26 protein-coding genes and 1 tRNA gene are annotated in these 24,918 nt (G+C 48.1%); 13 read left to right on the top strand and 14 right to left on the bottom strand.

Features of this window, described 5'->3' with window-relative positions:
• Positions 1 to 2 precede the first annotated feature (2 nt).
• The 6 genes from phrB (at position 3) to JJU14_RS01280 (ending at position 7,626) form a co-directional block, all read left to right on the top strand.
• Positions 3 to 1,421, top strand: a complete 1,419-nt coding sequence (phrB, locus tag JJU14_RS01305; protein ID WP_228610856.1) for a deoxyribodipyrimidine photo-lyase — start codon at positions 3 to 5, stop codon at positions 1,419 to 1,421.
• Positions 1,381 to 1,836 carry a nuclear transport factor 2 family protein gene (locus JJU14_RS01300; RefSeq protein ID WP_366914871.1) on the top strand — a complete coding sequence of 152 codons (456 nt, stop codon included), beginning with the start codon at positions 1,381 to 1,383 and terminating at the stop codon, positions 1,834 to 1,836. Before phrB ends, JJU14_RS01300 begins: the two co-directional genes overlap by 41 nt.
• 10 nt (positions 1,837 to 1,846) lie before the next feature.
• On the top strand, positions 1,847 to 3,109 hold the full coding sequence (locus JJU14_RS01295) for an FAD-dependent oxidoreductase (RefSeq protein WP_228610751.1): 1,263 nt from the start codon (positions 1,847 to 1,849) through the stop codon (positions 3,107 to 3,109).
• On the top strand, positions 3,099 to 3,836 hold the full coding sequence (locus JJU14_RS01290) for a DUF1365 family protein (protein ID WP_228610749.1): 738 nt from the start codon (positions 3,099 to 3,101) through the stop codon (positions 3,834 to 3,836). The genes JJU14_RS01295 and JJU14_RS01290 overlap by 11 nt, the downstream gene beginning before the upstream one ends.
• Before the next feature lie 5 nt (positions 3,837 to 3,841).
• Positions 3,842 to 5,098, top strand: a complete 1,257-nt coding sequence (locus JJU14_RS01285) for a cyclopropane-fatty-acyl-phospholipid synthase family protein (RefSeq protein ID WP_228610747.1) — start codon at positions 3,842 to 3,844, stop codon at positions 5,096 to 5,098.
• Positions 5,099 to 5,223: 125 nt separating this feature from the next.
• Complete coding sequence (locus tag JJU14_RS01280; protein WP_228610745.1) at positions 5,224 to 7,626, top strand: EAL domain-containing protein; 2,403 nt, start codon at positions 5,224 to 5,226, stop codon at positions 7,624 to 7,626.
• Here JJU14_RS01280 and JJU14_RS01275 read toward each other — a convergent pair whose 3' ends face one another.
• The 3 genes from JJU14_RS01275 to JJU14_RS01265 are packed head-to-tail and all read right to left on the bottom strand — an operon-like array spanning position 7,627 to position 10,247.
• Entirely contained in the window at positions 7,627 to 8,454 is an 828-nt protein-coding gene (locus JJU14_RS01275) for a S1-like domain-containing RNA-binding protein (RefSeq protein WP_228610743.1), read from the bottom strand. It lies immediately after the preceding gene.
• A 43-nt stretch (positions 8,455 to 8,497) separates the two neighbouring features.
• A complete protein-coding gene (locus JJU14_RS01270; RefSeq protein WP_228610742.1) occupies positions 8,498 to 10,015 on the bottom strand; it encodes a DUF3413 domain-containing protein in 1,518 nt (505 codons plus the stop codon).
• Between the two features lie 10 nt (positions 10,016 to 10,025).
• Positions 10,026 to 10,247: a DUF1414 domain-containing protein gene (locus JJU14_RS01265; protein WP_091341262.1), complete on the bottom strand. Its 222-nt coding sequence runs from the start codon at positions 10,245 to 10,247 to the stop codon at positions 10,026 to 10,028.
• Between the two features lie 68 nt (positions 10,248 to 10,315).
• Here JJU14_RS01265 and yejK point away from each other — a divergent pair, with 68 nt between their 5' ends.
• Positions 10,316 to 11,335 carry a nucleoid-associated protein YejK gene (yejK, locus tag JJU14_RS01260; protein ID WP_228610740.1) on the top strand — a complete coding sequence of 340 codons (1,020 nt, stop codon included), beginning with the start codon at positions 10,316 to 10,318 and terminating at the stop codon, positions 11,333 to 11,335.
• Between the two features lie 6 nt (positions 11,336 to 11,341).
• On the opposite strand, the gene JJU14_RS01255 is transcribed toward yejK, so the two are convergent.
• From JJU14_RS01255 to JJU14_RS01240, 4 genes are read right to left on the bottom strand one after another with little or no spacing between them, the layout of a single operon-like run.
• Positions 11,342 to 11,566 (bottom strand): DUF2897 family protein, encoded by a 225-nt coding sequence (locus JJU14_RS01255; protein ID WP_228610737.1) that lies wholly within the window; start codon positions 11,564 to 11,566, stop codon positions 11,342 to 11,344.
• Positions 11,563 to 12,255: a M15 family metallopeptidase gene (locus JJU14_RS01250; RefSeq protein ID WP_228610735.1), complete on the bottom strand. Its 693-nt coding sequence runs from the start codon at positions 12,253 to 12,255 to the stop codon at positions 11,563 to 11,565. Before JJU14_RS01250 ends, JJU14_RS01255 begins: the two co-directional genes overlap by 4 nt.
• The gene (gene dapE, locus JJU14_RS01245; protein WP_228610733.1) at positions 12,252 to 13,388 is read right to left on the bottom strand and encodes a succinyl-diaminopimelate desuccinylase; all 1,137 of its coding nucleotides are present in this window, start codon (positions 13,386 to 13,388) and stop codon (positions 12,252 to 12,254) included. The genes JJU14_RS01250 and dapE overlap by 4 nt, the downstream gene beginning before the upstream one ends.
• Positions 13,385 to 13,738 carry an ArsC family reductase gene (locus tag JJU14_RS01240; RefSeq protein ID WP_228610731.1) on the bottom strand — a complete coding sequence of 118 codons (354 nt, stop codon included), beginning with the start codon at positions 13,736 to 13,738 and terminating at the stop codon, positions 13,385 to 13,387. Before JJU14_RS01240 ends, dapE begins: the two co-directional genes overlap by 4 nt.
• 1,052 nt (positions 13,739 to 14,790) lie before the next feature.
• Between JJU14_RS01240 and yfbV the strand changes: the two genes are divergently transcribed.
• Positions 14,791 to 15,249, top strand: a complete 459-nt coding sequence (gene yfbV, locus JJU14_RS01235; protein WP_228610729.1) for a terminus macrodomain insulation protein YfbV — start codon at positions 14,791 to 14,793, stop codon at positions 15,247 to 15,249.
• A 39-nt stretch (positions 15,250 to 15,288) separates the two neighbouring features.
• On the opposite strand, the gene xthA is transcribed toward yfbV, so the two are convergent.
• Entirely contained in the window at positions 15,289 to 16,098 is an 810-nt protein-coding gene (gene xthA / locus JJU14_RS01230; RefSeq protein WP_228610727.1) for an exodeoxyribonuclease III, read from the bottom strand.
• Positions 16,099 to 16,240: 142 nt separating this feature from the next.
• Between xthA and JJU14_RS01225 the strand changes: the two genes are divergently transcribed.
• Both JJU14_RS01225 and deoC read left to right on the top strand, forming a co-directional pair.
• Positions 16,241 to 16,945, top strand: a complete 705-nt coding sequence (locus JJU14_RS01225; protein ID WP_228610725.1) for a SprT family zinc-dependent metalloprotease — start codon at positions 16,241 to 16,243, stop codon at positions 16,943 to 16,945.
• A gap of 160 nt (positions 16,946 to 17,105) precedes the next feature.
• Positions 17,106 to 17,843: a deoxyribose-phosphate aldolase gene (gene deoC, locus JJU14_RS01220; RefSeq protein ID WP_228610723.1), complete on the top strand. Its 738-nt coding sequence runs from the start codon at positions 17,106 to 17,108 to the stop codon at positions 17,841 to 17,843.
• Here the strand turns inward: deoC and JJU14_RS01215 are convergent.
• Together JJU14_RS01215 and JJU14_RS01210 are read right to left on the bottom strand one after the other, a co-directional pair.
• Complete coding sequence (locus tag JJU14_RS01215; protein ID WP_228610721.1) at positions 17,840 to 19,477, bottom strand: response regulator; 1,638 nt, start codon at positions 19,475 to 19,477, stop codon at positions 17,840 to 17,842. The genes deoC and JJU14_RS01215 overlap by 4 nt on opposite strands.
• Positions 19,478 to 19,565: 88 nt before the next feature.
• Positions 19,566 to 19,650 (bottom strand) — tRNA-Tyr (locus JJU14_RS01210).
• Between the two features lie 108 nt (positions 19,651 to 19,758).
• Between JJU14_RS01210 and JJU14_RS01205 the strand changes: the two genes are divergently transcribed.
• Complete coding sequence (locus JJU14_RS01205) at positions 19,759 to 20,226, top strand: VC2046/SO_2500 family protein (RefSeq protein ID WP_228610720.1); 468 nt, start codon at positions 19,759 to 19,761, stop codon at positions 20,224 to 20,226.
• Here the strand turns inward: JJU14_RS01205 and JJU14_RS01200 are convergent.
• The 3 genes from JJU14_RS01200 to JJU14_RS01190 all read right to left on the bottom strand — a co-directional run bounded on the left by JJU14_RS01200 (position 20,211) and on the right by JJU14_RS01190 (position 21,729).
• Positions 20,211 to 20,705, bottom strand: a complete 495-nt coding sequence (locus tag JJU14_RS01200; RefSeq protein WP_300976125.1) for a YchJ family metal-binding protein — start codon at positions 20,703 to 20,705, stop codon at positions 20,211 to 20,213. The genes JJU14_RS01205 and JJU14_RS01200 overlap by 16 nt on opposite strands.
• 38 nt (positions 20,706 to 20,743) lie before the next feature.
• On the bottom strand, positions 20,744 to 21,157 hold the full coding sequence (locus JJU14_RS01195) for a hypothetical protein (RefSeq protein WP_228610716.1): 414 nt from the start codon (positions 21,155 to 21,157) through the stop codon (positions 20,744 to 20,746).
• A 77-nt stretch (positions 21,158 to 21,234) separates the two neighbouring features.
• Positions 21,235 to 21,729, bottom strand: coding sequence for a tetratricopeptide repeat protein (locus JJU14_RS01190; protein ID WP_228610714.1), 495 nt, complete (start codon positions 21,727 to 21,729; stop codon positions 21,235 to 21,237).
• Between the two features lie 220 nt (positions 21,730 to 21,949).
• Between JJU14_RS01190 and JJU14_RS01185 the strand changes: the two genes are divergently transcribed.
• Complete coding sequence (locus JJU14_RS01185) at positions 21,950 to 22,654, top strand: DUF3581 family protein (protein ID WP_228610712.1); 705 nt, start codon at positions 21,950 to 21,952, stop codon at positions 22,652 to 22,654.
• A gap of 1 nt (position 22,655) precedes the next feature.
• Here the strand turns inward: JJU14_RS01185 and wecA are convergent, their stop codons facing one another.
• Complete coding sequence (wecA, locus tag JJU14_RS01180; protein ID WP_228610710.1) at positions 22,656 to 23,708, bottom strand: UDP-N-acetylglucosamine--undecaprenyl-phosphate N-acetylglucosaminephosphotransferase; 1,053 nt, start codon at positions 23,706 to 23,708, stop codon at positions 22,656 to 22,658.
• A gap of 109 nt (positions 23,709 to 23,817) precedes the next feature.
• Here wecA and JJU14_RS01175 point away from each other — a divergent pair, with 109 nt between their 5' ends.
• The gene (locus JJU14_RS01175; protein ID WP_228610708.1) at positions 23,818 to 24,870 is read left to right on the top strand and encodes a glycosyltransferase family 4 protein; all 1,053 of its coding nucleotides are present in this window, start codon (positions 23,818 to 23,820) and stop codon (positions 24,868 to 24,870) included.
• Positions 24,871 to 24,918: the final 48 nt, after the last annotated feature.

Below are 24,918 nucleotides of genomic sequence, written 5' to 3'. Positions count from 1 at the left end.
CATTGCAGTTAGTTTGGTTCCGTTCCGATTTACGGGTGTATGACAACGCAGCGCTGACTGAGGCCATGTCCCATGGGCCTACTCTGGCCTTGTTTATTGCTTGCCCACAAAGCTGGCAACAGCATCAGATGGCACCTATCAAGCAGGATCTTATTCGGCGCAGAGCTCAGGTACTCGAACAAGAGTTGGCAGAACTGAATGTCCCTTTATTGCTGATCGAGGGGAGTTCGTATCATGATGTACAGTCCGTGTTTGAACCACTATTGTCACTCGGTCTGGCACGGGTTTACACGGAGCTTGAGTATGAGTTGCGTGAGCGCAGGCGCGATCAGGTACTGCAAGAGTGGCTTGCAAAGCAGGGCGTAGGCTGGTGGCAATGCGATCGCCAATGTGCTTTTGCCCCGGGTAGCTTTGTCAATGGTTCAGGAGCCATGTATCAGGTATTCACTCCCTTTAAAAAACGTTGGCTACAGCGTTTTTCCGAGCAAGGGCTTCAGGTGCTCGCAAAACCTAAACCACAAGCGCCAATTGAAATTAATTTGCCAGCTTTAACCAGAATGCATAGTGGAGATGACTGCTCAACAGCTTGGCCGGTAGAGCAGAATGCATTATTGAAGCAATTGCGCCGCTTTTGTCAACAGCAGGTTCAGGATTACAAAAAACTACGTGATCTGCCCGCATTGGATGCAACTTCACGGCTTTCACCTTACCTGGCTATTGGCGCTATTTCGGTGAGGCAATGCATTGCACGCTTGCAAGTTGAAGCAGGTACTGCTCTGCAGCAGGCAGACTCAGGCGCTTCAGTCTGGTTATCGGAGTTAATTTGGCGTGACTTTTACAAGCATGTGCTGGTGGCTTGGCCTGATTTAATCAAGCATCAGCCGTTTCAGGCCGAAACGGCTACTATTCGCTGGCACAATGATGAAACCCTGTTCAGGGCATGGTGCGATGGCAAAACGGGCTATCCGTTGGTAGATGCTGCTATGCGGCAATTGAATCAAACCGGCTGGATGCATAACAGGTTACGAATGGTGGTGGCTAGTTTCTTAGTGAAAGACTTACATATCGACTGGCGTAAGGGGGAGCAATACTTCATGAGTCGGTTGATTGACGGTGATTTTGCGGCCAATAACGGTGGCTGGCAGTGGGCTGCTTCGACCGGTACCGATGCTGCGCCTTATTTTCGGATTTTTAATCCGATTACCCAGAGCGAACGCTTTGATCCTGAAGGGGACTTTATTCGTAATTGGGTGCCAGAGCTTGCCAAGCTGCCGAATCAACACATTCATTGGCCGCATAAATTGCCAATTAGCAAAGAATACCCTAAGGCGGTGGTGGATCATGCCAAAGCAAGGCAAGTGACGCTGGAGTTGTTCCGGCATGCCAGACAGCAAGGTGAAAAATCAGATGAGTCGACTTGATAGCTTTTTAGATTTTTACAATGGACTTACTAACAAGGAGCTACACCGGTTGACGGAACTGTATCATCCGGATATTCGCTTTATCGATCCTGTGCACGAGGTGCGAGGCAGTGACGCACTTCAGCGCTATTTTGAACATGCCTATGCTCGTTTAAGTTATTGTCAGTTTGAGCGAAAGGCGCAATCAGAGCAAGGCGAGTGTGGCTTTATCAGTTGGCAAATGACCTTTGCCCACCAGGCCATTGGCAAAGGAAAAAAAGTTCAGTTGGAGGGGTGCTCAGAACTTCATTGGCATGCGGATGGACGCATTATATGTCATCGTGATTATTACGATTTAACCGAGCTGGTGTACCAACATTTACCGGTCATCGGCTGGGCAACCAGACAAGTGAAACAGAGGATGGCGCAAGCCTGAAAGGAACCCTATGAGAATTGCGGTTATTGGTGGTGGCATCGCAGGTATGATGTCCTTGTATTTGCTGCAACGTCAGCATCAGGTGGTCTTGTTCGAAGCCAACGATTACCTGGGAGGCCACACGGCTACGGTTGATATAGAATTAGCGGGAAAAAAGCTGGCAGTCGATACCGGTTTTATCGTGTTTAACAACTGGACTTATCCTTTATTTAATCGTTTTTTGGCGGAACTGGCAGTGCCATTCCAGCCGACTGAAATGAGTTTTTCAGTGAAGCATGAGCAGTCAGGTCTTGAATACAACGGCAATAGTTTTGCGACCTTGTTCGCTCAAAAACGTAACTTACTGCGACCTTCGTTTTGGGGCATGCTGTTGGACATTGTTCGCTTTAATAAACTTGGAAAAAAACTACTTGCCGAAGACCATGATGATCTGGATCTGACGTTGGGAGACTTCCTTTCTAAGCATCATTTTGGTCAGGCAGTTCAGGAGCATTACTTGTTGCCTATGGGAGCTGCCATTTGGTCGTCCGGCCTGGCCGATATGCCCTCATTTCCAATGCGGTTCTTTTTGCGCTTCTTCAACAATCATGGTCTACTGAATGTGAGTGACAGGCCACAATGGTCCGTAGTTTGTGGCGGTTCGCGTGAGTATGTTCGCCGCCTTCAGCAACAGGTACCCACAGACAGCATTCGACTGAATAGCCCGATAAAATCAGTGCGGCGTAGCGATAGTGGTGTAGAGCTAACCTTGCCGGATGGTTCGGTTGAGCACTTTGACCAAGTCGTGTTTGCTTGCCACAGCGATCAGGCACTCAAGTTATTGGCCGATGCCAGTCCGGCCGAGCAATCGATCCTGGGGGCTATCCCTTATCAGAGCAACGAGGTGGTACTGCATACCGACAGCTCCTTATTGCCAAAACGTCGCGCTGCCTGGGCTGCCTGGAACTACAATTTATCAGCCAATACCAGCGAAAAAGCAACCTTGACTTACAACATGAATATTTTGCAGCAACTGGAGTCGGAACAAACGGTATGCGTTACATTAAACAACACCGCAGCGATAGACACTGATCGTATTCTGCATCGCTTTAACTACGCGCATCCTGTGTTTAATAGCTACAGTATGGATGCGCAGCAACGGCGCGCAGAAATTAATGGGCAGAATAGCAGCTGGTTTTGTGGTGCTTATTGGTACAATGGTTTTCATGAAGACGGTGTGCGTAGTGCGGTTGATGTAGCACGGGCACTTGGAGTTGCATTTGGTGACGAATGAGTCTGGTCATGCCCTATACCAAGGGGAACTTGGACATCAACGCTTTGTGCCTAGCCCACATGGTTTTGGCTATCGGCTGCATTACTTTTGGTTGAATTGCCGTCAGCTGCCAGCCATTGGGCACAGTTGGTTGCTTAAATACGAAGGCTTTGCGGCATTTAGTTATCGGCGCAAAGATTATTTACCGGGCGTAGCTTGTTTAAAGCAAGCCGTGTGCGACAAGGTACAACAGCTTGGCGGCGAGCTTCCCATTGAAGAAGTGTATCTGCTTAGCCCATTGGCCAACTGGGGTCATTATTTTAGCCCTTTAACGTTGTATTATTGCTATGGGCAGGAAAATCAACTCCACTACCTGCTGGCTGAGGTCAGTAATACACCCTGGAATGAACGTCATCACTACCTCATCCCGATGTGTGAAGACGGTGAGTTTCACCATGAAAAAGCCTTTCATGTTTCCCCTTTTAATCCTTTGTCGATGCACTATCGCTGGCGTATCAATGCACCGGCAGAGCAGTTGGTATGCAGTATTAGCAATTACAAGAATGAGCAGCAGGTGTTCAGTGCTTGGATGACATTGACGCGCCAAGCGTTGAGTGTACCGGCTATGAAGCAACTGCTGATCCACAATCCATGGCCTAACGTACTGGTTAAGATAAGAATTTACTGGCATGCCCTCAAGTTGTTTCTAAAGCGAAACCCGGTCTATGCCCACAGCAAAAAAGGATAGTGCCAATGACGATGTCGTTGACAGAAAACTCGGTTGCAAACAAGTTGAGTTGGTTTGATAAATTTAGCCGTCGCTTTGTGCTTAACTTTATAGCCAGGCTGGAGCACGGCTATATAAGGGTCTTTGAGGGCCAGCAGCTGCTGGAGTTTGGTGACAAAGCTGCTGATTTACAAGTTAATATCCGGGTTGAAGATGCAACCTTTTACCGCAAAATGGTCAGCAGTGGCTCCATAGGTGCCGCTGAAGCCTTTGTCGAAGGAGCCTGGACTTGCGATGAGCTTACTGATCTAGTGCGGATTTTCGCCCGCAATCTTAACTTGCTGGATCAAATGGACTCCACCTGGGCCCGGTTAAGCCGGCCATGGCTTAAGCTACTGAATTGGCAAAATGCGAACTCCAAGTCGCAAGCGCGTAAAAATATTTCAGCACATTATGATTTGGGCAACGCTATGTATCGGTTATTTCTGGATGAAAGCATGATGTACTCCAGTGCTGTTTACCCAAACCAACATGCAAGCCTTGAACAAGCGCAACAACACAAACTGGAGTTATTGTGTCAACGATTGCAGCTGAGCCCCGATGATCACTTATTGGAAATCGGTACCGGCTGGGGCGGCATGGCAATTTATGCTGCGCAGCATTATGGGTGTAAGGTAACGACGACCACTATCTCTCAGCAACAATACGACTATGCGAAAACCCAGGTTGCTGCTGCTGGCTTAGAAGATAGAATTACCCTATTGCTACAGGATTACCGTGATCTGACCGGTAGCTACGACAAGCTGGTCTCAATAGAAATGATTGAAGCCGTTGGTGATGATTATCTGGACACCTACTTCAAGGTGTGTTCTTCCTTGCTAAAACCTGATGGAATCATGGTGTTACAAGCTATTACCATGGTTGATCAGCGCTACAAGCAGTATGTCCGGGAAGTAGATTTTATCAAACGCTATATTTTTCCAGGCGGCTGCCTGCCGTCCATTCATCGAATGTCTGAAGCGGTAACTAAAGGGACAGATCTGGTCATTCGTCAGCTACAGGATATTGGGTTTGATTATGCTAAAACGCTGCGTCATTGGTGTGAGCGTTTTTTGCAGCAGAAAGATGAGGTTCTCAAGCTTGGGTATGATCATGAGTTTATCCGTTTATGGCATTACTACTTATGTTATTGCGAAGGCGGTTTTTTAGAGCGCGCTACCAGTACAGTGCATTTGGTATTGGCCAAACCAAATAACCGCTCAGCTTTTCAGCCGGTAGCCTGAAGCTCTGGTTGCTGACGAATTCATCACCTCTTTGCTTGGCTCAGTTTTACGCTGGTACTGGGGCATTATTCTGTGTTATAAGCGAGACAAAGAATAATGAAATAGCGAATGACGTCCCTGTAATGATGAGTAAGCGCAACCCTGATGCTGTGGATACCAGCAGGCTGGAAGCAAAGCTAGCTTTGTTAACTGAACAGAACCATGAGCTGCGCATTATTAATCAGCTGGCAACCGAGCTGCACCAGTTGAACGATGTGAAAGCGGTTACTGACTATGTTGCCAGTACGCTGGCTTCCATGCTTGGATTTGAAGACTGTGCTATTTTTTTGATGGATGCAGAACATCAACAACTAGTGCGTTTTTCGGCAGCTGGTTCGCGTAATCTTTCGGATGGGTTAGGCTATAGTATTTTGTCGCTTGATCAAGGTATCGTAGGTTTTTGTGCCAGTCAGCGTCAGAGTTTACTGGTAGAAGATACCCGCCAATGCACCTATTATCTATTGGATGTTGCTCATAGTTTGTCTGAGCTGGCCGTCCCAGTAATTGACACTGGTGAGGTGCTTGCGGTGATAGACTGTGAGCATCATCAAACAGGTTATTTTACTCAACAGCATCAGCAATTGTTGGAGCAGGTTGCTTCCATTCTGGCCAGCAAACTGCGTTGGCTACAAACCTTGTCTCAGCTCGAAGAGTCGGTAGAGAAATTAGAGTACGCCGAAAAACTACAAAAATCCCTCTATGAAATAGCTTCATTTGCCTATTTTGCTGATGACTTATCCGAGTTTTATAGCCATGTGCACCAAGTGGTTAGTGCCTTGATATATGCACCCAACTTTTTTATTGCACTGTACGATGAAGACAAAGAGCATCTGTATTTTCCATATTTTGTGGATACACGAGGGGATCAGAAGCCTGAGCAGGTTTATCCGAAAGAAATTCTGAAAAACAGCCTCACCGGCTACGTGTTTAGGACGGATCGCCCCTTGCTGGTCAACCGTGAACAGCTGAATAATTTATACCAACAAAAAGATCTGAAAGTCTATGGTGAAACTCCCGAATGCTGGCTGGGCGTGCCATTTCATTCTGGCGACTCAGTGCACGGTGTCGTTGCAGTGCAAAGTTATATTGAGCAAATCCATTACGAGCCCAATGATCTAGAGTTATTGACCTTCGTGGCTCAGCATATCTCTAATGCATTGGAGCGTGTTTTTTCCGAGCGTAAGTTACAACATCAGGCGTTGCATGACAGCCTGACAGGCCTGCCGAACAGAGCTTTGTTTCTTGACCGGGTGCACCATGCATTTTTACGGATGCAACGCTTTCCTGAGCAGCAGTTGGCTGTCATGTATTTGGACTTGGATAAGTTTAAAGCCGTTAATGATACTCATGGCCATGCCGTTGGCGATGCTTTTCTGGTAGCGGTAGGCAAGCAATTAAAGCAGTGCATGCGTCAAAGTGATACTTTGGCTCGGCTTGGTGGTGATGAGTTTGCGATTTTGCTTGAAGATGTAGATGAGTTGGCGACCATCGAAGAGGTGGCGCAGCGCATTCTGCTATCACTTCAGCGCCCGGTTGAAGTCAATGGCCAGGCCTTATTGGCATCAACCAGCATAGGCATTAGTTTCTGTCAATTGGATGCTCCTGGTTTGATCCCAGATGAATTAATCCGTCGTGCTGATATTGCCATGTACCAAGCTAAGAAAGATGGTCGTGGCATCTATCGGGTTTATGATGAGAGCATGCAGGCAGATGAAATACCAGGCTGGAATATCGAGCAGGCCCTGAAAACAGCCTTAAATGACAACCAACTTCAATTGGTTTACCAGCCGATCGTGGCACTGGAAGGAAGTATAGTCCAAGGCTTTGAGGCATTGGTTCGCTGGCCACACCCAGAGCAGGGGATGGTGATGCCAGATCTATTTATCCCAATTGCCGAACAAAGCCGCCTGATAGTGCGCCTTGATCACTATGTACTGCGCAAAGCGCTAAGACAAGCTGCCTATTGGTTTGCAGCGGGACACAGGTTTTATGTGAGTGTCAATGTGAGTGGTACGACCGTGTCTGAAGCTAGCTTTGTTCCCTGGCTGCAGGAGCTCATTCAGCAGTTTGGTATCCCTTGTTATTGTCTGGCATTGGAGCTGACGGAGCGGGCGCTGATTGAGAATATGTTGCAGGCAAAAGATAGCCTGCAACAACTGCGTAAGTTGGGGATTCGTATTTTGCTGGATGATTTTGGCACCGGTTACTCAAGTCTAAGTTATCTTAGCGAGTTCCGGCTGGACGTTCTTAAGATAGATCGCAGTTTTATCAATAATATGCAAGATGATGAGCAGGACCACCCTATCGTCAATACCATCATTGCGCTTGCAAAAACGCTGCAGTTATCGGTCGTTGCAGAAGGGATTGAAACCCAGCAGCAACAGCATGTACTGCATCGTCTTGGTTGTGACTATGGTCAGGGTTACTTATTTGCCAAACCACTTAGCGCAGAGCAAGCGTTGGACTGGTTAACAGGTTATCGGGCTTAGTCAGACTATATAAATACCATCCGCTTCAATGCGGATTTTTTTTGCTTTAAACAAGCTACCTATAGCCTGTTTAAAGGCTTTTTTACTGGCAGAGAACTGCTGATAAATCGCATCTGGACTGCTTTTATCGTGCAGGGGTAAAAAGCCACCTGCCTGCTGCAAAGCTTCAAGAATAGCGGGCTCCAGTGCTTTTACCTTAGCTGCACCTATCGGATTTAAGCTTAAATCGATTTTACCGTCATGGCGTACTTGTCGGATATAGGCCGTCATACGCTGGCCGGGGTAGAGTCGCTCTTTAAGCTGTTCTTTAAACAACAAACCCCAATGCTGCTGATTAATAATGGCTTTATAGCCCAAGTCGGTGTGATTGGCGATGATGATATCGACAGCTTGCTTCTCTTGATAGCTAGCAGGCGTTTTGTCCAGAAACTTGTCGAGTTTACTGGAGGCAATAATGCGGTTGCTTTTATCCACCAGACAATGCACCAGATAGCGTTTTCCTGCTTGCATTGGAATTTGTTGCTCGCTATAGGGCACCAACAAATCTTTGCTGAGGCCCCATTGCAAAAAAGCACCAACGCGGTTCACATCGACAGCTTGCAACAAAGCGAAATCACCAACCTGCACTTTGGGTAATTCAGTGGTCGCAATCAACTGGTCCTCGGAGTCGAGGTACAAAAACACATCCAGCAGCTGACCCAGTTCTGCTTCGGCTGGGGCATAGCGTTTTGGCAGCAAAATCTCGCCCCATTCAAGGCCATCCAAAAAATAACCAAAATCTACTTTTTTCTTAATCGCAAGCTGATTGATCTTTCCAAGTGCCAGCATCAGGGTTCCTAGTGTGGTTATCGCAAGTAAGCTAACAGGGCAGTTAGTCGTGGTTTAGTGCTGGCAAGCGCTGGAGCGCATCCACCAGCATCGGCATATCAAAGCGTTCGTTTAGTGGCAAGCCAGTGGCCGCCGACCAGACACCAAAGCTGTTATCCTCACGAATAATGACCAGTTTGTCTTTATAAAAACTGTAAACCTCGTGCTGGCTAATGGCAATCTTAGGCAGGTTGCGAGGTGCCAACAGGTTGTCGCCGGCTAAAGCTGGCACGGAGTCACAGCCCGCATAAGCGAGCAGGGTAGGTAATACATCCAACTGTAAAGTTGCGGCGGGTTGAGTTTGTTGGCGAAGTGCAGGCCAGCGGTACCAACCGTTTACCGGCGCCATCTTCCATTGGTTGTGGTTAGCGGTTAGCTCAACCAGCAACAGCGGGCCTGTCGGCAGGCTCAGAGAGGTGATGTCATCAGTAAATCGTAGCTGTACGGGTGCTTCTGGCTGTGTATAGTGATGAAGCCAAGTTGGAACTGCTGGAAATGAAGGTGCTACTTCAATGCCAAAACGCTCCGGAGCTTGCTGCAACCAAAAAGGAGGCTCGGCCAACAAGGCGGGGATTTGTGATGCAGCTACAAACTGGCCAAATAACAATTGGCCTAAAGCTTCGTCTCGCTGAACAGGGGCAAAGTGAGGTGCTAGTTGTCGCAATCCCAACTGAGAGATATGCTGTTTATCATCCGCGTTAAGTGGTGGCATGACAATCACAGTTAGCTGCTGGCTGCTGGCTGCAGGCGATGGACAATGCAGTTGCATAGAGACTGGCTTTAAGTAATCCAACGCATCCAATTGTTGTTGCTGGCTGCTGGCACGCTCTTGCCGGTCCAGCAATCGATGCCTCGCTAAAAAGCTTTTTGCGGTAGCGGGGTAGCTCAGTGGCAGCACATTGTCTTGGCGGACAACGTCCTGATTGAGTTGTGCATCGGCCCAGATATGAATCAAATGACTGAGCATGAAGCAACTAACAAAAAATACCCAAATAGGCCGGCCTGTCTGAGTGGCTTGCAGTCGGCCAACTTTTTTCCAGCAAAAGTTACTTAGGGTCAGTTGCAATGCGAGTAAACCAGTTGCTGTGATGCTGACGATCAGCACAAAGTTACGCAGATTGGTAACGATCTGTGAACGCATCAGCTCAATGGTTTGCTGCCAGGAGGTATTGCCGATGTGATAACCAAGGCTGCTGTATACATAGGCATCAAAGATAAGTAATACCAGTGCCAGTGTAGCCAGTAAGGCACCAAGGCCACGGACATGTCTTTGCGAAGGAAACAGCAGACTGATAGGGAAAATGGTAAGAATAAAAAACAAAAAGCACAAAAAGGCGGTATGACCGAGCCAATTGCTTAATAAATAACTCCAGCCTGTGACTGTTTGCGGCAAGGGCTCAGCCAGCCAATAACTGGCCGTAACCACCAAGGCCAGCAAAATATTAAAAAAAGTAAACCAGTGGCCCCAACTAAGTAGACGGTTTACTTTATTGACCAGCGATAGGTTATGCTCCAGCACCATAAGCGGTTGTTCAGGCCTTGGTGGTGATGCTGTCGGTTAATGCCAGACAGAACTGTTGCACCAGTTCAGCACGCTTGGCCGTGGGCACATTCTGATTGACGATGTGGCTGACGGCGTTACCAAGGCACATGAGGCTCAGTTCGGTGGTAGCTTGTTGCTGGCGCAGCTCATCAAGCAGGGCATTGACCAGATTTTCAATTTGCGTTGAGGAATACTTTGATACAATGGGCATTGGAGTACCGGGAAAGTCCGCTTATCTGGTGTGAATAGTAACAGAAATCCGCAACATTAGGAAAATTTATGTCGGTCGATGTGTTCCAGTTAACCATTCATTATCTCGAGCTGGACGAGCAGCAAGCCCCTCAAATCCGGGAGCGTCAGGCCTTAATCCCTACCAACGCAGAAGTCTGTCATTTGCTGGAGCAATTGCATCTGTCGTACAACGGCAAACCGGCTAAAGGCTACGCCCGCTTTAGTGCTGATAAATCGCCGTTGCTGCAAGAGAGTATGGAGCTTTGGCTGAAACAGCCGGATGATTTTATGCAATTGGCCAAAACGGCTACAGCAGAGCTGGTCAAGCAACTGACTGATCACCAATTGGCGGAGTCCGGTTATTTGCTGATAAGTCATTATCGTTATCTTGCTACTGATTATTTACTGCTGTGCCTGCTAGGAAGCAAAGAACATTTCAGCGTTACTGCCGACCTGGATCTGGCCGCTGCCAGACATCTGGATATAGCACGTATGCAATTGGCTGCTCGTATTGATTTGACCGAGTATCAGCTCAACCGCAATCATCCGCATGCAATTTCTTTTATTCGTGGTCGAGCCGGGCGCAAAGTAGCCGATTTCTTTTTAGATTTTCTCGGTTGTGAGGAAGGCAGTGATGCAAAGGAAAATAGCAAACAGATGCTTAGTTCGGTCGAAGAGTACCTGAGCGCGGCTGAGTTTGATCCGGCCGAAAAAAGTCAGGTACGGCAACTGGTGTACCAATACTGCGAAGAGCAAAGTAAGCAAGGGCAGGATGTTGTGCTCAAAGAGTTGTCAGAGACGATGGACCCAGACGACCAGCATGGTTTCCTGCATTATTGTGCTGAGCAACAACTGGCGGTGGCAGAGCAGTTTCCGGTTGAGGTAAAGAGCCTAAAGCCGCTGGTGAAGTTTAGCGGTGCAGGAGCCGGGGTCAGTGTCAGTTTTGAACAAAAACATCTTGGGGAGCGTGTGCTGTACGATCCAAAGCAAGACATTTTAACCATTCGCGGTGTACCACCGAATCTTAAGGATCAGCTGCAGCGCTTTTTGACCGGTGAAAGTCAGTAAAAGGTGTTAGCTTGGGTCGTCATCAGAGCGCTGTGATGACTCTTTCGTGCCGGAAGAGTTAGCGGGATTGTCGTGTTGTTGGCCGGTAGCCTCTGATGACGAGTCTGGCTTTTTGTCAGGTTTAGCAGGCGCCTTATTGCCCGGCAGTTTGTCCAGATAACGCAGTAGCATTAGGTTGCCCAAAATAATGCCAAAGGCCAGTGCAAGTGCAGTCACTAGCATCCAGTTCATGCGGTTGGCTCGCAAAGGGTTTGAACGAAGCGCTGATAAATTGCTGGGAGATGAGCCAGTACCAGTTCTTGTTCTGCTATAGGCTGGCGGAGTAAGGCCTGTTCTAGCATGTCCAAAGTTAATTGTTCGAAGCACCGGCTGGAGAGCGACTGGTAGCTCAAATGCCAGGGCTCGGCTGCGACACCTCCGCGATATTCTCTGTAGGGCAGGAAAAAGCCTGCAGCTTGGGCGTGCTCAGGTAGCCACTGGCCAAGTTGCTCGAAGACACCACCCGGTTGATACTCAGATGGCAGCAGTTGTGGCTGATAATCAGGTGGCGATACAGCCAGATCAATCACATCCAGTTCGGTGCCCCAGTGATGCCGGCTGGCACCAGGCAAAGCACTGTACAGCAAAATGGCTTCCAGTTTGTTCCAACCAACGAGCTGCTCAATATCAAGAGTGTGTTGCTGCTGATTTAGCACTGGGCGAATACCACTGCATTTTTGTTGCCAGATAAGGGCTTGGCGCTGATAACTGCGAAAGCTGGAAACTGCGGCCAGCTTAATACCCTCAGCCGCAGCTTGCTGACAGAGCTTTTTCCAGGCGCTGGCAGCTTCGGGCTGAAGTTGCTCACCGCCTGCAAGCTGGACCAGATGGCTTGGATCTTGTCCGGTCAGTTGTTGGGCTGAGAGCCACGCCTTATTCATGTCAGGCTTTGCTCTAAAATGTGTTCGTACATTGCGGCCAATTTATCCAGATCCGCTGCCAATACACACTCATTCACTTTATGAATGGTGGCGTTGCAGGGGCCTAGCTCAATCACTTCGGCACCCGTTGGCGCAATAAAACGACCGTCCGAGGTGCCGCCACTGGTTTCAAGCCGGGGGGCAAAGCCCTGAACCTGTTGAACAGCATGGGTGGCCGATTCTAGCAAGGTGCCGGATTGGGTTAAGAACGGCTCGCCGTTTAGTATCCAGTCCAACTGATAATTTAGCGCATGCTTATCCAAAATGGCATACACTCGCTGTTGCAACTGCTCTGCCGTGACTTCAGTGCTAAAACGGAAATTAAACAGTACCTGCAGTTCACCCGGGATGACATTGGTGGTGCCGCTGCCAGCATGGATATTGGAGATTTGAAAGCTGGTGGCCGGAAAGTAGGCATTGCCGTGATCCCACTCTTGATCAGCCAGCTCCGCCAGGGCAGCTGCAGCCTTATGAACCGGGTTGTCGGCTAGCTGGGGGTAGGCCACATGCCCCTGTACACCCTTGACCAATAAAGTGCCGCTTAACGAACCGCGACGACCATTTTTAATTACATCACCTACCTGACGACTGCTGGACGGCTCGCCTACCACGCACCAGCGAATTTTTTCCTGCCTGGCTTCCAGGGTTTCAATCACGCGCTTGGTACCATTAATAAAAGGTCCTTCTTCATCGCTGGTAATTAAAAAGGCAATATCACCGGTTAATTGGGGGGTGCGGGATAAAAAACGCTCAGTTGCCACAATCATTGCTGCCAGGCTGCCTTTCATATCGGCAGCCCCCCTGCCATAGAGGGTGCCATCTATTAGGGTGGGCTCAAAGGGAGGGGTATGCCACTGCTGCTCAGGACCTGGCGGAACCACATCGGTGTGACCGGCAAAACAAAATAACGGCTTACCGCTGCCTTTGCGGGCCCAAAGATTCAAGGTGTCTTCAAAAAACATTGACTCGATGACAAAGCCGAGCGGTGCCAGACGCTCTGCCATCAATTGCTGACAACCTGCATCTTCCGGGGTAATGGATGGCCTTGCCATCAACTCCATTGCCAGTTTAACGACGGCGCTATACTCGCTCATGCTAATTGCTCCAACAGTTGCTGATAACTCGCTTCCGAAAAGCCGACCCGGTACCCCAGCGAGCAATGCAGCAATGGGCGCTTAATCAGCGTGGGATGTTGCAGCAAAAGCTGTAGGGCCTTGCTCGCATTAAGCTGATCTTTATCGGCAGCAGGCAGTTGGCGATAGGTGGTGCTTCGATTATTCAATACTTTGTCGTAGCCCAGCTCTTCAATAGCCGCCTGCAGTTGTTCCTTGCCTAATGGCTGCTCCCGATAGTCGATAAACTGGTAGGGCTTTTGTTGATGCTCGAGCCAGCGCCTGGCTTTTTTGATGGTGTCACAATTTGGGATCCCGTACAGCGTGATCATGGGTTATTTCCTGTCATTTGAATAAAAAAACACGGCTCCTTAGCCAGTACTGTTTGACCAAAATGTTGCGGCTCCGGACGAACCGCTGGATGAGGAAAGACAGCAACACTGATTACAGGTTTGCTGCTTAAATAGCCTGGGTCAACTTCAAGCAGGAGCTGGCCCGCTGCTACAGCATAGTCATTAAGCTGCCAGCGAAGCCCAAGACCTAAACGCTCCAACCACGCCAGAGGTAAATCGACCCTTAATTGCAAACCGCTGTTGTGGCGTACTCGAATACATGGGTGTGGCAAGAAATGCACGCTCGCAGTTCCGGCACAGGGACTGAGCAGATAGTGGCTAGTCGCTTGCAAACAAAAGCCAAACCCAGCCAGCTGTCGAATGGCAGCTCGTGGGTGTTGGCTCAGAGGCTGTAATACACCGTCTGCAGGAGATTGGATGGCAAAACGGTATCTGTTGCTGGCCTGGTCGGTATCAGGATGCATGCTATTGTTGTCGTGGCTTCATATCTAATCATTAGCATAGCTAAATAGTTGGCCGGATGCATCACATATCCTTTGGGATTGGCTAGTTCAAGTTGGAATAAATGATATTTATATGAACTAAGCATGAAATCATCATGAAGCTGTTATTTTTGCTGTATAAAATGCTGACAGATAGCAAGCAATCCAGCTGGAAACAGTCTTGATCTTGTCCACAGAATCTGTGGATAATTCTGTGGTTAATTATGTTTAACTGTCATAATCTATTGATTTAGTTAATTTATATTAGTTGGCATATTTTTTGATTGTTTGTTTATAAGGTAGAATTGGGCTTGAAATGCCATAAATTCACTTTCTGAGTGGTTTTTTGCACCTTGATGGCGTTAACTGCGAGTTAAAAGTCATTTTTCATGCTGTTTTAATTGACTTTGATGGGAAGAATAAGTAACGCGTTGCCGATTTCTTGCGGCTTTTCTGACAGAGGATTATGCAGGTTTTACTGATCTATTTCTGTGCAGATTGTGCTAAAGTCTAAGGTGAACTTGGCTGAATTGGTCCTGGGAGTGCTCCATGTCGCAATCGTTAATCGGTGTCATTCAGGCGGGTGTGCGTTATGGTAAAGTGTGGCCATGCCAGCCCGAATTAAACAGTGTGTTTCCAGAAAACCGACTGATATTGCTTACTTTGTGGGCACAAAAAGTGATGCCGTTTTTTGTCGTGCTAAATGCTGTATCCATGTACTGGTGGCACGGCAGCTCACAATTGCCTCTGATCATTGCAATGAGCCTGTTGCTGCTTTCTATTCCATTGCAAGGCTGGTACCGACTTGGTATCCGCGCAGAAAAGCAGCTGCCACCAGCCATGCGGCAATGGTATCAACAGATACTACAACAGCTTCAGTCGCAAGGAGTTGCTGCAGCATCCATCAATAAGCAAACTGGTCAGGCACTGCGTTATTACGATTTAGGCCGGCTGCTGCAGCAGGCCTATCGCCAACTCGATAAAGCCTTTATCCGGGAAATACTCTGAACGAAATCTAATTCATTCAACGGCGTTTCAGGGTGGAAACTAGAGTGCGAAGCTGGACCAAACTGGTGCATGATCCGATGGCTTTTCGATACCACGCAGCTCGTAATCGATGCCGGACTCAGTTAGCAAGCTGCTCAGTGACGTCGTGGCAAGCACTACATCTATGCGAAGTCCTCTGTTATCAAGAAAGCCTTTGGAGCGGTAATCAAACCAACTATATTGTTCGCCGCTTTCCGGGTGTAGTTGCCGAAATGTATCAGTTAACCCCCAACCCTGAAGGCGTTGCAGCCAGTCGCGTTCTTCTGGCAGGAAAGAGGTTTTACCTTCACGTAACCAGCGTTTGGCGTTGGCCTCTCCGATACCTATGTCGAGATCTTGTGGTGAAATGTTGATGTCACCAATGACAGCGAGTAATTCATCCGGACTGTGGTGTGCTTCCAGATAGTTTTGCAAATCGGCATAAAATTTTTCTTTGGCTGGGAATTTTATCGGGTGGCTGCGGTTTTCACCTTGAGGGAAGTAACCATTTAACAGCGTGAGTTCACGGCCACCACTGACAGCAAAGCGGCCAATGACCATGCGACGTTGAGCATCCGCATCATCGGTTGGAAAGCCATACTGCACTTGAAGTGCTGGCATTTTACTCAAAATTGCAACGCCGTAGTGTCCTTTCTGGCCAAAGTAGTAAGCATGGTAGCCCATTCCTTCAATAGCGCTCAGCGGAAATTCATCATCGTGAACTTTGATTTCCTGCAGGCCTATCAAATCGGGCTGATGCTTCGTGATTAGTGCTTCAAGTTGGTGGAGTCGGGCTCTAATGCCATTGATATTAAATGATACAATCTTCATGCTTGATTCGCTTTTGCTGTTGATTGAAAAGTTCTGTGCTCGATCTTACCATTGCAAAGGGCAGGGGTGAATGAAAGCTTGAGCACAGTGCCAAAAATACCTATGCTGGCAGCACTTGAAATGATAGTAACAAACAGGCTTTATGCTGCAAAACTTTGATACAGAACTGAACTATACGCTGGTGCGAAGCCCAAGGCGAAAGCGATTGGCACTTCAGATTAAAGCCGGAGAACTCTATGTTCGCGCTACACCTTATTGTCGTCAGCCAGAGATCGATGCCTTTATTCGTCTAAAGCGAGGCTGGATCCGGCAACAAATGCAATGGCAACAACGACAGTTGCGACAATTAGCGATAGAAACCGCTGAGCAAGGGCTATGGTTGCTTGGTAAGCGTGTGCCTGTTCAGTGTATGCCAGCAAGCCATTCTGGCTTCGTATTCGATGGTCAGCAATTGCTGTTGTATGCAGGCTTCAGAGTCCGCCCGGAGAGGCGGGAACAACGTTATCAACAACAGATAAAGTGTTGGTATCAACAGCAAGCTGTGAGTTGGATTGAGCAGCGACTCGCTTATTGGCAACAGCGAATGCAATTGCAATGCCGCCGTTTCTTTGTAAAATCCTGGCGTCGGCGTTGGGGATGTTGCAACAGCAATCAGGAACTGGGCTTTAATTGGCACTTAGTGAAAGCGCCGTCCTGGGTGATTGATTATGTTTTGGTGCATGAATTGGCGCATCTGAAGTGGATGGATCACTCGGCTGATTTCTGGCAGTTGGTTCGCTGTCATTATCCCGAAGTGGATGCTGCCAGAGATTGGTTGAAACTTCATCATCTTCGCCTGTTGAGTTAAAAAAAACCGGCCAATTAGGCCGGTAAGACAAACACAAGGACGAAACATGAGTACAAGTGGGAGCCATGCCTGGGAGAGATAGGCTCATCACTGCTATTTAATAGGACTGTGATCTTTTAAAAAAATTCCATAGATACAAAAAAAAATTAAAAGGCCAAACATGAATACCTTTGAACGATTATCACAAATGATGTCTTTGCTGGATGTTACCCGTTTACAGCAGCCTGATAGCGAGGAACAGATGCATCGCTGGCTGCTACCAATAGCAGAATCTGGTTTTCGACCAGCTGCCATTTGCTTGTACTCTGAATATCTACCTTTGATAGCCAATTATCCAGCATTAGTTTCGTCCAAGGTTGCAGCTGCAACGGTAGTGAACTTCCCGAGTGGGCAGCAAAGTGCCGATCAGGTATGCCTTGACATTGCAGCTGCTCTATCCTCTGGCGCAAGTGAAATAGATTGTGTGCTACCTTATCAAGAGCTGATGGCTGGCCGGATTGGTGGAGTAAAAAGCTTTCTGCTTGATGTACGTCAGGCTTGCGGCACAGCCTTGTTAAAAGTAATTATTGAAAGCGGTGAGTTAATCACCTGCCAGCAGGTTGCCAAAGCAACCGAGTTAGTGATCGATAGTGGAGCTGACTTTGTGAAGTCGTCTACCGGTAAAGTGCCGGTCGGCCTGACCGATGAAGCGGCGGAAGTGATGTTAACTGTCATAGCAGGAGCCGATCGGCCAGTAGGGTTTAAAGCCTCTGGTGGTGTTCGCACTATTGAGCATGGTCTGGCTTTCATGCAGCAGTTTGAGCGTATTACCGGGCGTCAGGCACAACCTCAGACTATGCGATTGGGTGCAAGTACTTTGTTTCAGGAGTTATGCAACCGGTTACAGTCAAAAACTTAGCGTCTCAGTTCATTACGGACTTTTTCAAATCGGGCCAGTAATTCCTGGTAACGAACGCGATGATGCTCTGGCAAAGGCATATGATCGACCACCCGAAATGTCTTGCGGCAACGTTCAAAAGCATCACCTGGCTTGCTACGGTTATTTGCGTGTTGGGCAAGCAGTTGTAGCAGCGACTGGATGTAGTTTAGTGCGGCACCAGTATTCATCGGCGCTAGTTCCAGTGCTTGCTCAAACTGGTTTGCGGCTTCATGGTAGTTACCACTTTTGTATAGCCGAATGCCTTCTTTGTTGTGCTCAGCAAAGTGTGCTCTGCGTTCTCCGGTGCTTTCTGTTTGTCTTCGTAGAATCGCATTTAGCACTGGATTGGATAAGGTGCTATCCGGTAGTTGTTGCTTTAAGCTTTCAGCCTCTTCGTACTCGCCAATTTGGTTTAGCAATAAGACGGCATCGGCCAGACTGTGCTCTTGTTCATTCAGTAAATCGGCGACAGTAGCATAGGTGCGTTTGGCCTGAAACTGCTGTCCACTTAATGACTCCAAGCGGGCCTGGCACAAGACTTCAAAGAGATCAAAATCGATGTCGCGAATCATACTTTCATCAAGCCTGGCGCGCTGTAAGGCAATCAGAGTCTCTTGTTGGTAACGATTTTTCAGTTGCGGGTCGTCAGCTTCCATCGCCGCTTCAATCACAGTACGAATGTAGTTTTGCAGATGAATAACATCTTGCTTTAGTGAGCGACGAGTAATCTCATACAATTGTTTGCTGGCACTTACTTGCTGTGGGGTGTCATGCAATTCGCGAGCAATGTCCATCACCAGATACTGGCGCTTAATTGAATGGGGTGCTATTTCAGCTGCTTGTTGAATGGCTTTGAGCGCCTCTTCCGGTGCGCTGAGCGCCATATAACATTTTGCTTTTAAATCCAGCGCCTCGGCAAAATAGCGGTTTGATTCCAGCGCCTCCTCACAGAGTGCCAGGCATTGTTCAAAGGCTTTGCGCTCAAAACAGATATGCGCTTGAAGCACCAAGGCCCAACCGCTTCGGTGTTGAAGCAAGTTCTGCGTGAGTACCTGCTCAGCAGTATCCAACTGTTGCTGCTTAATGAGGGTTTCTGCCAGCACCCGCTTGCAAAATTGCTGGTAGCGACCTGCCTGACTGATTTCAAGTTGGCAGCGCTCAATCACCTGCTCATACTGTTCGTCATGCATGGCTTGATACAGTGCTTTTAGCTGATGTTTTTTTTGTTGGATTTTTTGGATACGGCTTCGAAGCACCCGCTGTGAAAAGGGTTTGATCAGGTAATCATCAGGTTCCAACTCAACGGCGCTCATGACCATGGGGACAGTGTTTTCGCTGGTCACAATCATAAAAATACTGCCAGGCTTTAACAGTTTTTTTTCCCGTAAATCTTCCAGTAGTTGCTTGCCATTTTTACCGGTACCCAAGTGGTAATCAACAAAAAGCACGTCGTAATCCATGTTTATGCACTTGGCCAACGCCTGTTCACCGGTTGGGGCGAAGGCTACATTGGTAGCGCCCATCGAGTAAAGAATACCTTTAAACATCAGCTGAAATGAACGCTGATCATCGACAATTAATACCCGCAGGTTTTCGAGTGCTTTACTATCCATTGAGACAACAGTGTTGAAGTGTCATAGATTAAGTGTCAGTAAAATAAGGGGGGATAGCAAGGAAAAAAGCTATGGTGATGAAGGAAAGTGGTGGAGGGGGAAGGATTCGAACCTTCGAAGGCTGAGCCGGCAGATTTACAGTCTGATCCCTTTGACCACTCGGGAACCCCTCCACACAAGGCCTGCATAATACCAAAAAAAACCTTGATGTAAAGGCGCGGCCTTTATTTATTTGTTTGTTTGCCGATAAAGTCAGCAAGAACAATCCTGGAACTGAATCCATGTTGATCCATGAGTGGCAACTTGGTCCAAAAATGAATCAAGCGCTGCAAAAGCAGCAGCCTGCTGATTTTCGTTTATGGCGGGCAATGTTATCGACTGCCGTCGAAGAGCAGGCTGCTTTTGTATTGAGACAACAGCAGCTGGTCACTCCAGAACACTCTCTTAGGCAAAGCTTAGGCTTGCGTGAGCAAAGACCCTTTAGCTGGCAAGATGGGGATCTGGAATGCTGCCAACTGTGTAGCGATGCCTTGCATCAGGGCTTTACGCAAAGTCGTTTGCAGCAACAGCTAAGCCCTTTGCCTTGGGTTCTGAAAAACGATCCGAAAAAATTGGATGTTCGGGTGGCTGATAATTTGGATTTGCATAGTCGGCGTCGGCTGTATCAAGAAGGGATAGAGCCAATAGAAACAGATGCCACAGCTTTATACGAGGTGTTGCAGCAATTAGACATTCATGCCGCTGCATGACCTGAAGCTAAATGTGGCTGACAGGACTTAAATTTACGGCCACTGCCACAGGGGCAGGGATCATTGCGGCCAACTTTTTGCGCTACGTGCTCACGAACGTCACCGCTGCTGTATAGCCATCGGTCTTGCTGACGGACAAAATGAGAAAGCTCGCTAAAACTGTGTAATTGATTGCCAAGCAGATACCACACCTGAAAATGGACGTAGCCTTCATCTTTGGAAAAAACCAAGTGCGGCAATGGCAACAGCTTAAGTCGTACAAAATGAACTCGGCTAACAAAGTCGCGCATCTGTTCCGGGCTTTGCTCCGCTTGCAGCTCTGCTACACAACTGAGCTGTAAATAGGGCAGTTCTTTACGGCAAAAAGCGCTATAGCGAGAACGCATCAGCTGTTCACAGGTTTCAGCTTGCCTCAGCCCGCTATGGTAGGGTTGACAACAATGGCTGTAACTAAGTCCGGATCCACAATAACAATGCATTGGCTCGACGATGTTTTGTTTAAAGTGGCTGCTGCGTTTTAATGGCACCAGCTGGTATTGGTTGTAAAGCAGTATACCGCACAGCCGCAAGACTCGGCCAGTAGCGATAACTCATGTGTTTGTTGCAAATCAGTCAGCTCAGCAAAGTTGATAATACAACTGCAGGTGCCAGCAAGGATGGCTTTTTTTAAGGTGCCGGCTAAATCCTGAATTTGCTTGCGATGAATCAATAAAGTGCGGCTTTGCTGCAACATCTCCATATCTGCCAACACTTTTAATGACGAAGTTTCTGGTGCCAGGACCAAGGTCCAACCTTTGGCGTGCAGCTGTTGTTGAAGCAATTCATTCAGATAACGGCTTTCTTGTTGCTCAGCTGAGGGGAGACAATAATGCAAACCAGGTTGGTTGCTAATATTCATGGACGTCTGCTTGTGGCTTTGTGGTGAACTCATACCAACTCCTAACTGTTGTTATATACAGTGTATGCATATACAGTAGTTTGCTGTTGATGATAAATCAAGCACTTTTTTCAGCTCAGGGCGTTTTTTCTGTCTTCGATGGATTCAAAACGCTCTGCTGCCAACTCAGTGGCTTGCTGCAATAAGTCCGCTGACATTTTGCTCTGTAAAGTACGAACCAATTCCAGGGCGGATTGATCACGCTGCTTGGCTGCCAGCAGTAACCAGCAATAAGCGCGCTTGATAGAGGCTGGCATACCAAGACCTTTTGCGAACATTAATCCAAGATAATACTGAGCTTTAGCATGGCCCATCATGGCTGCCTGACGAAAATGATGAGCGGCAGTTGCGTAGTCTTTGCTGGCATAGGATTTCAAAGCGGCAGTAAATGTAGTTGCAGCGGTGTCTGCGATGGCAGGTCCTTGCAGCAGAGATGGCAATAAGATGCCGCTGTCTTTCACGATGGCGTTGATCAACTGTTGATGTTCGAGCAGCTTGTCTTCCAGCTCAGCCAGAGTCAGTTTTTTTGTTGCTGCTAAGTGTTGACGACCGGTTTTAAACGTCATGGTATCTTCTCGTGCCTTGAACTGCATTGTGATACAGGGAGTGCCCAGTCACCCCTGCCATACCGTTAAGAAAGCATAAAGCCTGCCATAATTCAAAATCGCCACCTGAAAAGGAAGCGAATATGCCAATCCTCAACGAGAAAATCTGCACTGGCTAGACCAATTTAAGGGGAAATTAGGGTAGACTTGTCGGGTTTTGCATTAAACCCGTGGATATTTCATGTTTTTGACCCCTTATATTAATCAGCAAGCCGGCGAGTTTAGCTTCAGTCGTCAACAAGGCAGTACCTTTGCCAAAAAAGTAGCCGGTGACTTTAATCCGTTGCATGATGAAGATGCCAAGCGATTTTGCGTGCCGGGTGATTTGATGTTTTCCTGGTTGTTAAGTCAGTACGGTATCAGCGAACGATTGTGCTGTACCTTCGCTGGCATGGTCGCTGCGGATGTTTGGTTACACTTCGAGCAGGATGGCAGTGAGATCCGAATTTGTGACCGAGACGGAAAAGTCTACCTGTCGTTGACGCAACAGGGTGCTATAAGCAAAGACTTAGGGTTAATTGAAGCGATCGCAACTGATTATGTGCAGTTTTCCGGTGAAAACTTTCCACATATTTTGCATCCTCTGATGCAGCAGCAGCAAGTCATGATCCATCCGCAGCGACCTATGGTCATTTACGAGAGCATGACACTGGAACTCATGCAGTTGCCGACTTGCTCACCTCATTTAGTGCTATCCAATTCAAGCCTGGAGGTTGCAGGAAAACGTGGCAGTGCTCTGCTTGATTTTAGCCTGAGTTGCGATGGAAACCACATTGGTCAAGGTCGTAAGCGGATGATTTTAAGTAACTTATCACCTTATGACGCCCCCAGCATGGAAGCCATGATTGCTGAGTACAACCGTCGCAAGGCGGCTTTCGCCGCCTGAGTCAGCGCTGACTTCGACGGCGCAGCGCGGACACAATGCGCCAGACATGCAATAACAGATAATAGTAGCCTGCGCCCACCAGAAGAAACATCAGCAAAATTACGATGTCAGGCAATAGCAGGTACTCTGCCAAGGCACCAATACTGGCAGCGGTCCCTGCCAGGCCAACGATAAACATCAATGCATGACGTGGGGCCAGACCTAGCCGAAGTGAAATATGATGCAAATGCTCTCGGTCAGCTTTAAAAGGGGACTGGCCTTTGCGAATGCGCCGAATCATGATCACTGCCATATCCAGTAATGGAATGGCGATGATCCACAAGGCCGTCACGGGTCGAAAGCTGCTGGCTGCACTTTGGCTGCCTTGCAGCAATAGCCAGATCACAGTTAGCCCAATTAACATGCTGCCAGCATCGCCAAGAAAAACCTTACGCAAGCCAAAATACTGCAGATTTGCTGCAAGGTAGGGCACTAGAGCAACCATCATCATGATTGCTAACAAGGCCGTATCCTGCTGCCCCCACATCAGCATAAAAAATGCGAGCGCCAGCATGGTTAAAAGGCTCAAACTACCAGCCAGGCCATCGATGCCATCGGTCATGTTAAATGCATTGATGGCAGCGATGACAGCAATAATTGTCAATGGTGGGCCAAACCAGCCAAGCTCGACCGGGCCAAAGCCAAACAAATTGCCAAGATGGGCCAGGTGCAAATCCAGCAACCACATCATCGCAATCGCCACCAGACATTGAAAAATCAGACGCACAGATACCGATAGATCCAGTGCATCATCCAGAGCACCTAGCAGTACGATCACCAAGGCACAACCAATATAGGCCCAATGCTGCATCAGGCTGGCATCGGCCACAAGTAGGCCTACAGATACGCCAGTAAAGATGGCTAAGCCACCAATCAGCGGGACTTTGCCTTGATGTTGCTTGCGGCCTTTGGGTATATCTAATAAGCCTAGCCGGTGGGCTAGAGGGAACAATACTTGTAGCATTAACGCTGTGATTAAAAAGCAACTAATAACAGGCCAGAACAGCGAATACATAGACATCCTTTTTTGTTATGCTGAGCAGCAGCTTAGGATTCAGCTTACAGTCATTCAGCTTGCACTAAGCTGAACATAGGATAAAAATCCCGATGTATGAGATAGATTGATGCAAATCTTGCTAATAAGCAATATGGGACCCAAACCCTCGGCACCGGTTCAAGGACAGTTTATCGAGCTTCAGCGGCAAGCACTTCCTGTGGCAACCGCCTACCATTGGATGCGTTGGCACAATGATGGCTTGCTGAACCGGCTGTGTAAATACCCGGTGTGGTTGCTGGATTTTGTGCTGCGTTTCGTCTTCTGTCGACAGCGTTTTGATATCCTGCATGTACACTTTTTTTACCCAACCATTTGGTTGGCCATTTTGTACAAGTGCCTCCGTCACCGCTCTGCCAAAATAGTAGTGACCTGCCATGGCAGTGATATCTACCGCTATCAACCGCCGGGTACACTGTATCGCTGGTGCGCTGGCTGGGTCGAGCAGTGGCTTTTTGCCAGTGAGCCTTTAAAGCAGGCATTTTACCAGCAACCCGTCTCGGCCCGGGTACTGGCCGCCGGCATTGCTGCTGACTATGGCAACGCGGACCGGTTGAGGCCATCCGAGAAAGATATTGATCTACTCTTTGTTGGCAGTTTGAATCATAACAAAGGCTTGGATCGTTTGGAGCAGCTATTACCGTTACTGCAGCAGCATACGATTTGCATTATCGGCCAGGGCCCCGCATCGGACAAGGTTAAACAGTGGCAACAGCTCTACCCAAAGCTTCTGTGGCTGCCAAGTCAAAACCCACTGCAGCTAAGAAAATGGTATCAGCGAGCCAAGGTGTTGCTGAGTTTGTCACGGCAGGAATCCTTTGGCCTCGTGATGACGGAGGCCCTGGCCTGTTATACCCCGGTGATTGCCACCGAAACTGATGGCGCCAGAGCACAGCTAAAACCGGAATTTGGCTGGGTGATTAGCCAGCAGCAAACCGAGCCAATGCTGATTGAACAATTACTTCTACAATTGAAGCAATGTTGGCAATTAGCAGAACCAGATTATCAGCGCATGCAGCAAGCAGGTTTTCAATACGCTCAAACACAGCTTTTGCCCGTGATAGCCAGTGAACTGATGAGCATCTACCAGACTCTTTACAAGGCCAAGCATGACCTCAAGTAACACAAGAACAAATTCAGCAGAAAGCATAGCCAGTGTTCAGATTGGGCC

The sequence above is a fragment of the Alkalimonas sp. genome (assembly GCF_020831925.1).
Taxonomy (GTDB): domain Bacteria; phylum Pseudomonadota; class Gammaproteobacteria; order Enterobacterales; family Alteromonadaceae; genus Alkalimonas.
This window is presented reverse-complemented; position numbering and strand designations above follow the sequence as displayed.

Excerpts from the sequence above, each read along its gene's own strand:
- JJU14_RS01300 (WP_366914871.1), top strand. The coding sequence starts at position 1,381 with ATGCCAGACAGCAAGGTGAAAAATCAGATGAGTCGACTTGATAGCTTT.
- JJU14_RS01295 (WP_228610751.1), top strand. The coding sequence starts at position 1,847 with ATGAGAATTGCGGTTATTGGTGGTGGCATCGCAGGTATGATGTCCTTG.
- JJU14_RS01285 (WP_228610747.1), top strand. The coding sequence starts at position 3,842 with ATGACGATGTCGTTGACAGAAAACTCGGTTGCAAACAAGTTGAGTTGG.
- JJU14_RS01280 (WP_228610745.1), top strand. The coding sequence starts at position 5,224 with ATGAGTAAGCGCAACCCTGATGCTGTGGATACCAGCAGGCTGGAAGCA.
- JJU14_RS01275 (WP_228610743.1), bottom strand. The coding sequence starts at position 8,454 with ATGCTGGCACTTGGAAAGATCAATCAGCTTGCGATTAAGAAAAAAGTA.
- JJU14_RS01270 (WP_228610742.1), bottom strand. The coding sequence starts at position 10,015 with ATGGTGCTGGAGCATAACCTATCGCTGGTCAATAAAGTAAACCGTCTA.
- JJU14_RS01265 (WP_091341262.1), bottom strand. The coding sequence starts at position 10,247 with ATGCCCATTGTATCAAAGTATTCCTCAACGCAAATTGAAAATCTGGTC.
- yejK (WP_228610740.1), top strand. The coding sequence starts at position 10,316 with ATGTCGGTCGATGTGTTCCAGTTAACCATTCATTATCTCGAGCTGGAC.
- JJU14_RS01255 (WP_228610737.1), bottom strand. The coding sequence starts at position 11,566 with ATGAACTGGATGCTAGTGACTGCACTTGCACTGGCCTTTGGCATTATT.
- JJU14_RS01250 (WP_228610735.1), bottom strand. The coding sequence starts at position 12,255 with ATGAATAAGGCGTGGCTCTCAGCCCAACAACTGACCGGACAAGATCCA.
- dapE (WP_228610733.1), bottom strand. The coding sequence starts at position 13,388 with ATGAGCGAGTATAGCGCCGTCGTTAAACTGGCAATGGAGTTGATGGCA.
- JJU14_RS01240 (WP_228610731.1), bottom strand. The coding sequence starts at position 13,738 with ATGATCACGCTGTACGGGATCCCAAATTGTGACACCATCAAAAAAGCC.
- yfbV (WP_228610729.1), top strand. The coding sequence starts at position 14,791 with ATGTCGCAATCGTTAATCGGTGTCATTCAGGCGGGTGTGCGTTATGGT.
- xthA (WP_228610727.1), bottom strand. The coding sequence starts at position 16,098 with ATGAAGATTGTATCATTTAATATCAATGGCATTAGAGCCCGACTCCAC.
- JJU14_RS01225 (WP_228610725.1), top strand. The coding sequence starts at position 16,241 with ATGCTGCAAAACTTTGATACAGAACTGAACTATACGCTGGTGCGAAGC.
- deoC (WP_228610723.1), top strand. The coding sequence starts at position 17,106 with ATGAATACCTTTGAACGATTATCACAAATGATGTCTTTGCTGGATGTT.
- JJU14_RS01215 (WP_228610721.1), bottom strand. The coding sequence starts at position 19,477 with ATGGATAGTAAAGCACTCGAAAACCTGCGGGTATTAATTGTCGATGAT.
- JJU14_RS01205 (WP_228610720.1), top strand. The coding sequence starts at position 19,759 with ATGTTGATCCATGAGTGGCAACTTGGTCCAAAAATGAATCAAGCGCTG.
- JJU14_RS01200 (WP_300976125.1), bottom strand. The coding sequence starts at position 20,705 with ATGCATTGTTATTGTGGATCCGGACTTAGTTACAGCCATTGTTGTCAA.
- JJU14_RS01195 (WP_228610716.1), bottom strand. The coding sequence starts at position 21,157 with ATGAGTTCACCACAAAGCCACAAGCAGACGTCCATGAATATTAGCAAC.
- JJU14_RS01190 (WP_228610714.1), bottom strand. The coding sequence starts at position 21,729 with ATGACGTTTAAAACCGGTCGTCAACACTTAGCAGCAACAAAAAAACTG.
- JJU14_RS01185 (WP_228610712.1), top strand. The coding sequence starts at position 21,950 with ATGTTTTTGACCCCTTATATTAATCAGCAAGCCGGCGAGTTTAGCTTC.
- wecA (WP_228610710.1), bottom strand. The coding sequence starts at position 23,708 with ATGTATTCGCTGTTCTGGCCTGTTATTAGTTGCTTTTTAATCACAGCG.
- JJU14_RS01175 (WP_228610708.1), top strand. The coding sequence starts at position 23,818 with ATGCAAATCTTGCTAATAAGCAATATGGGACCCAAACCCTCGGCACCG.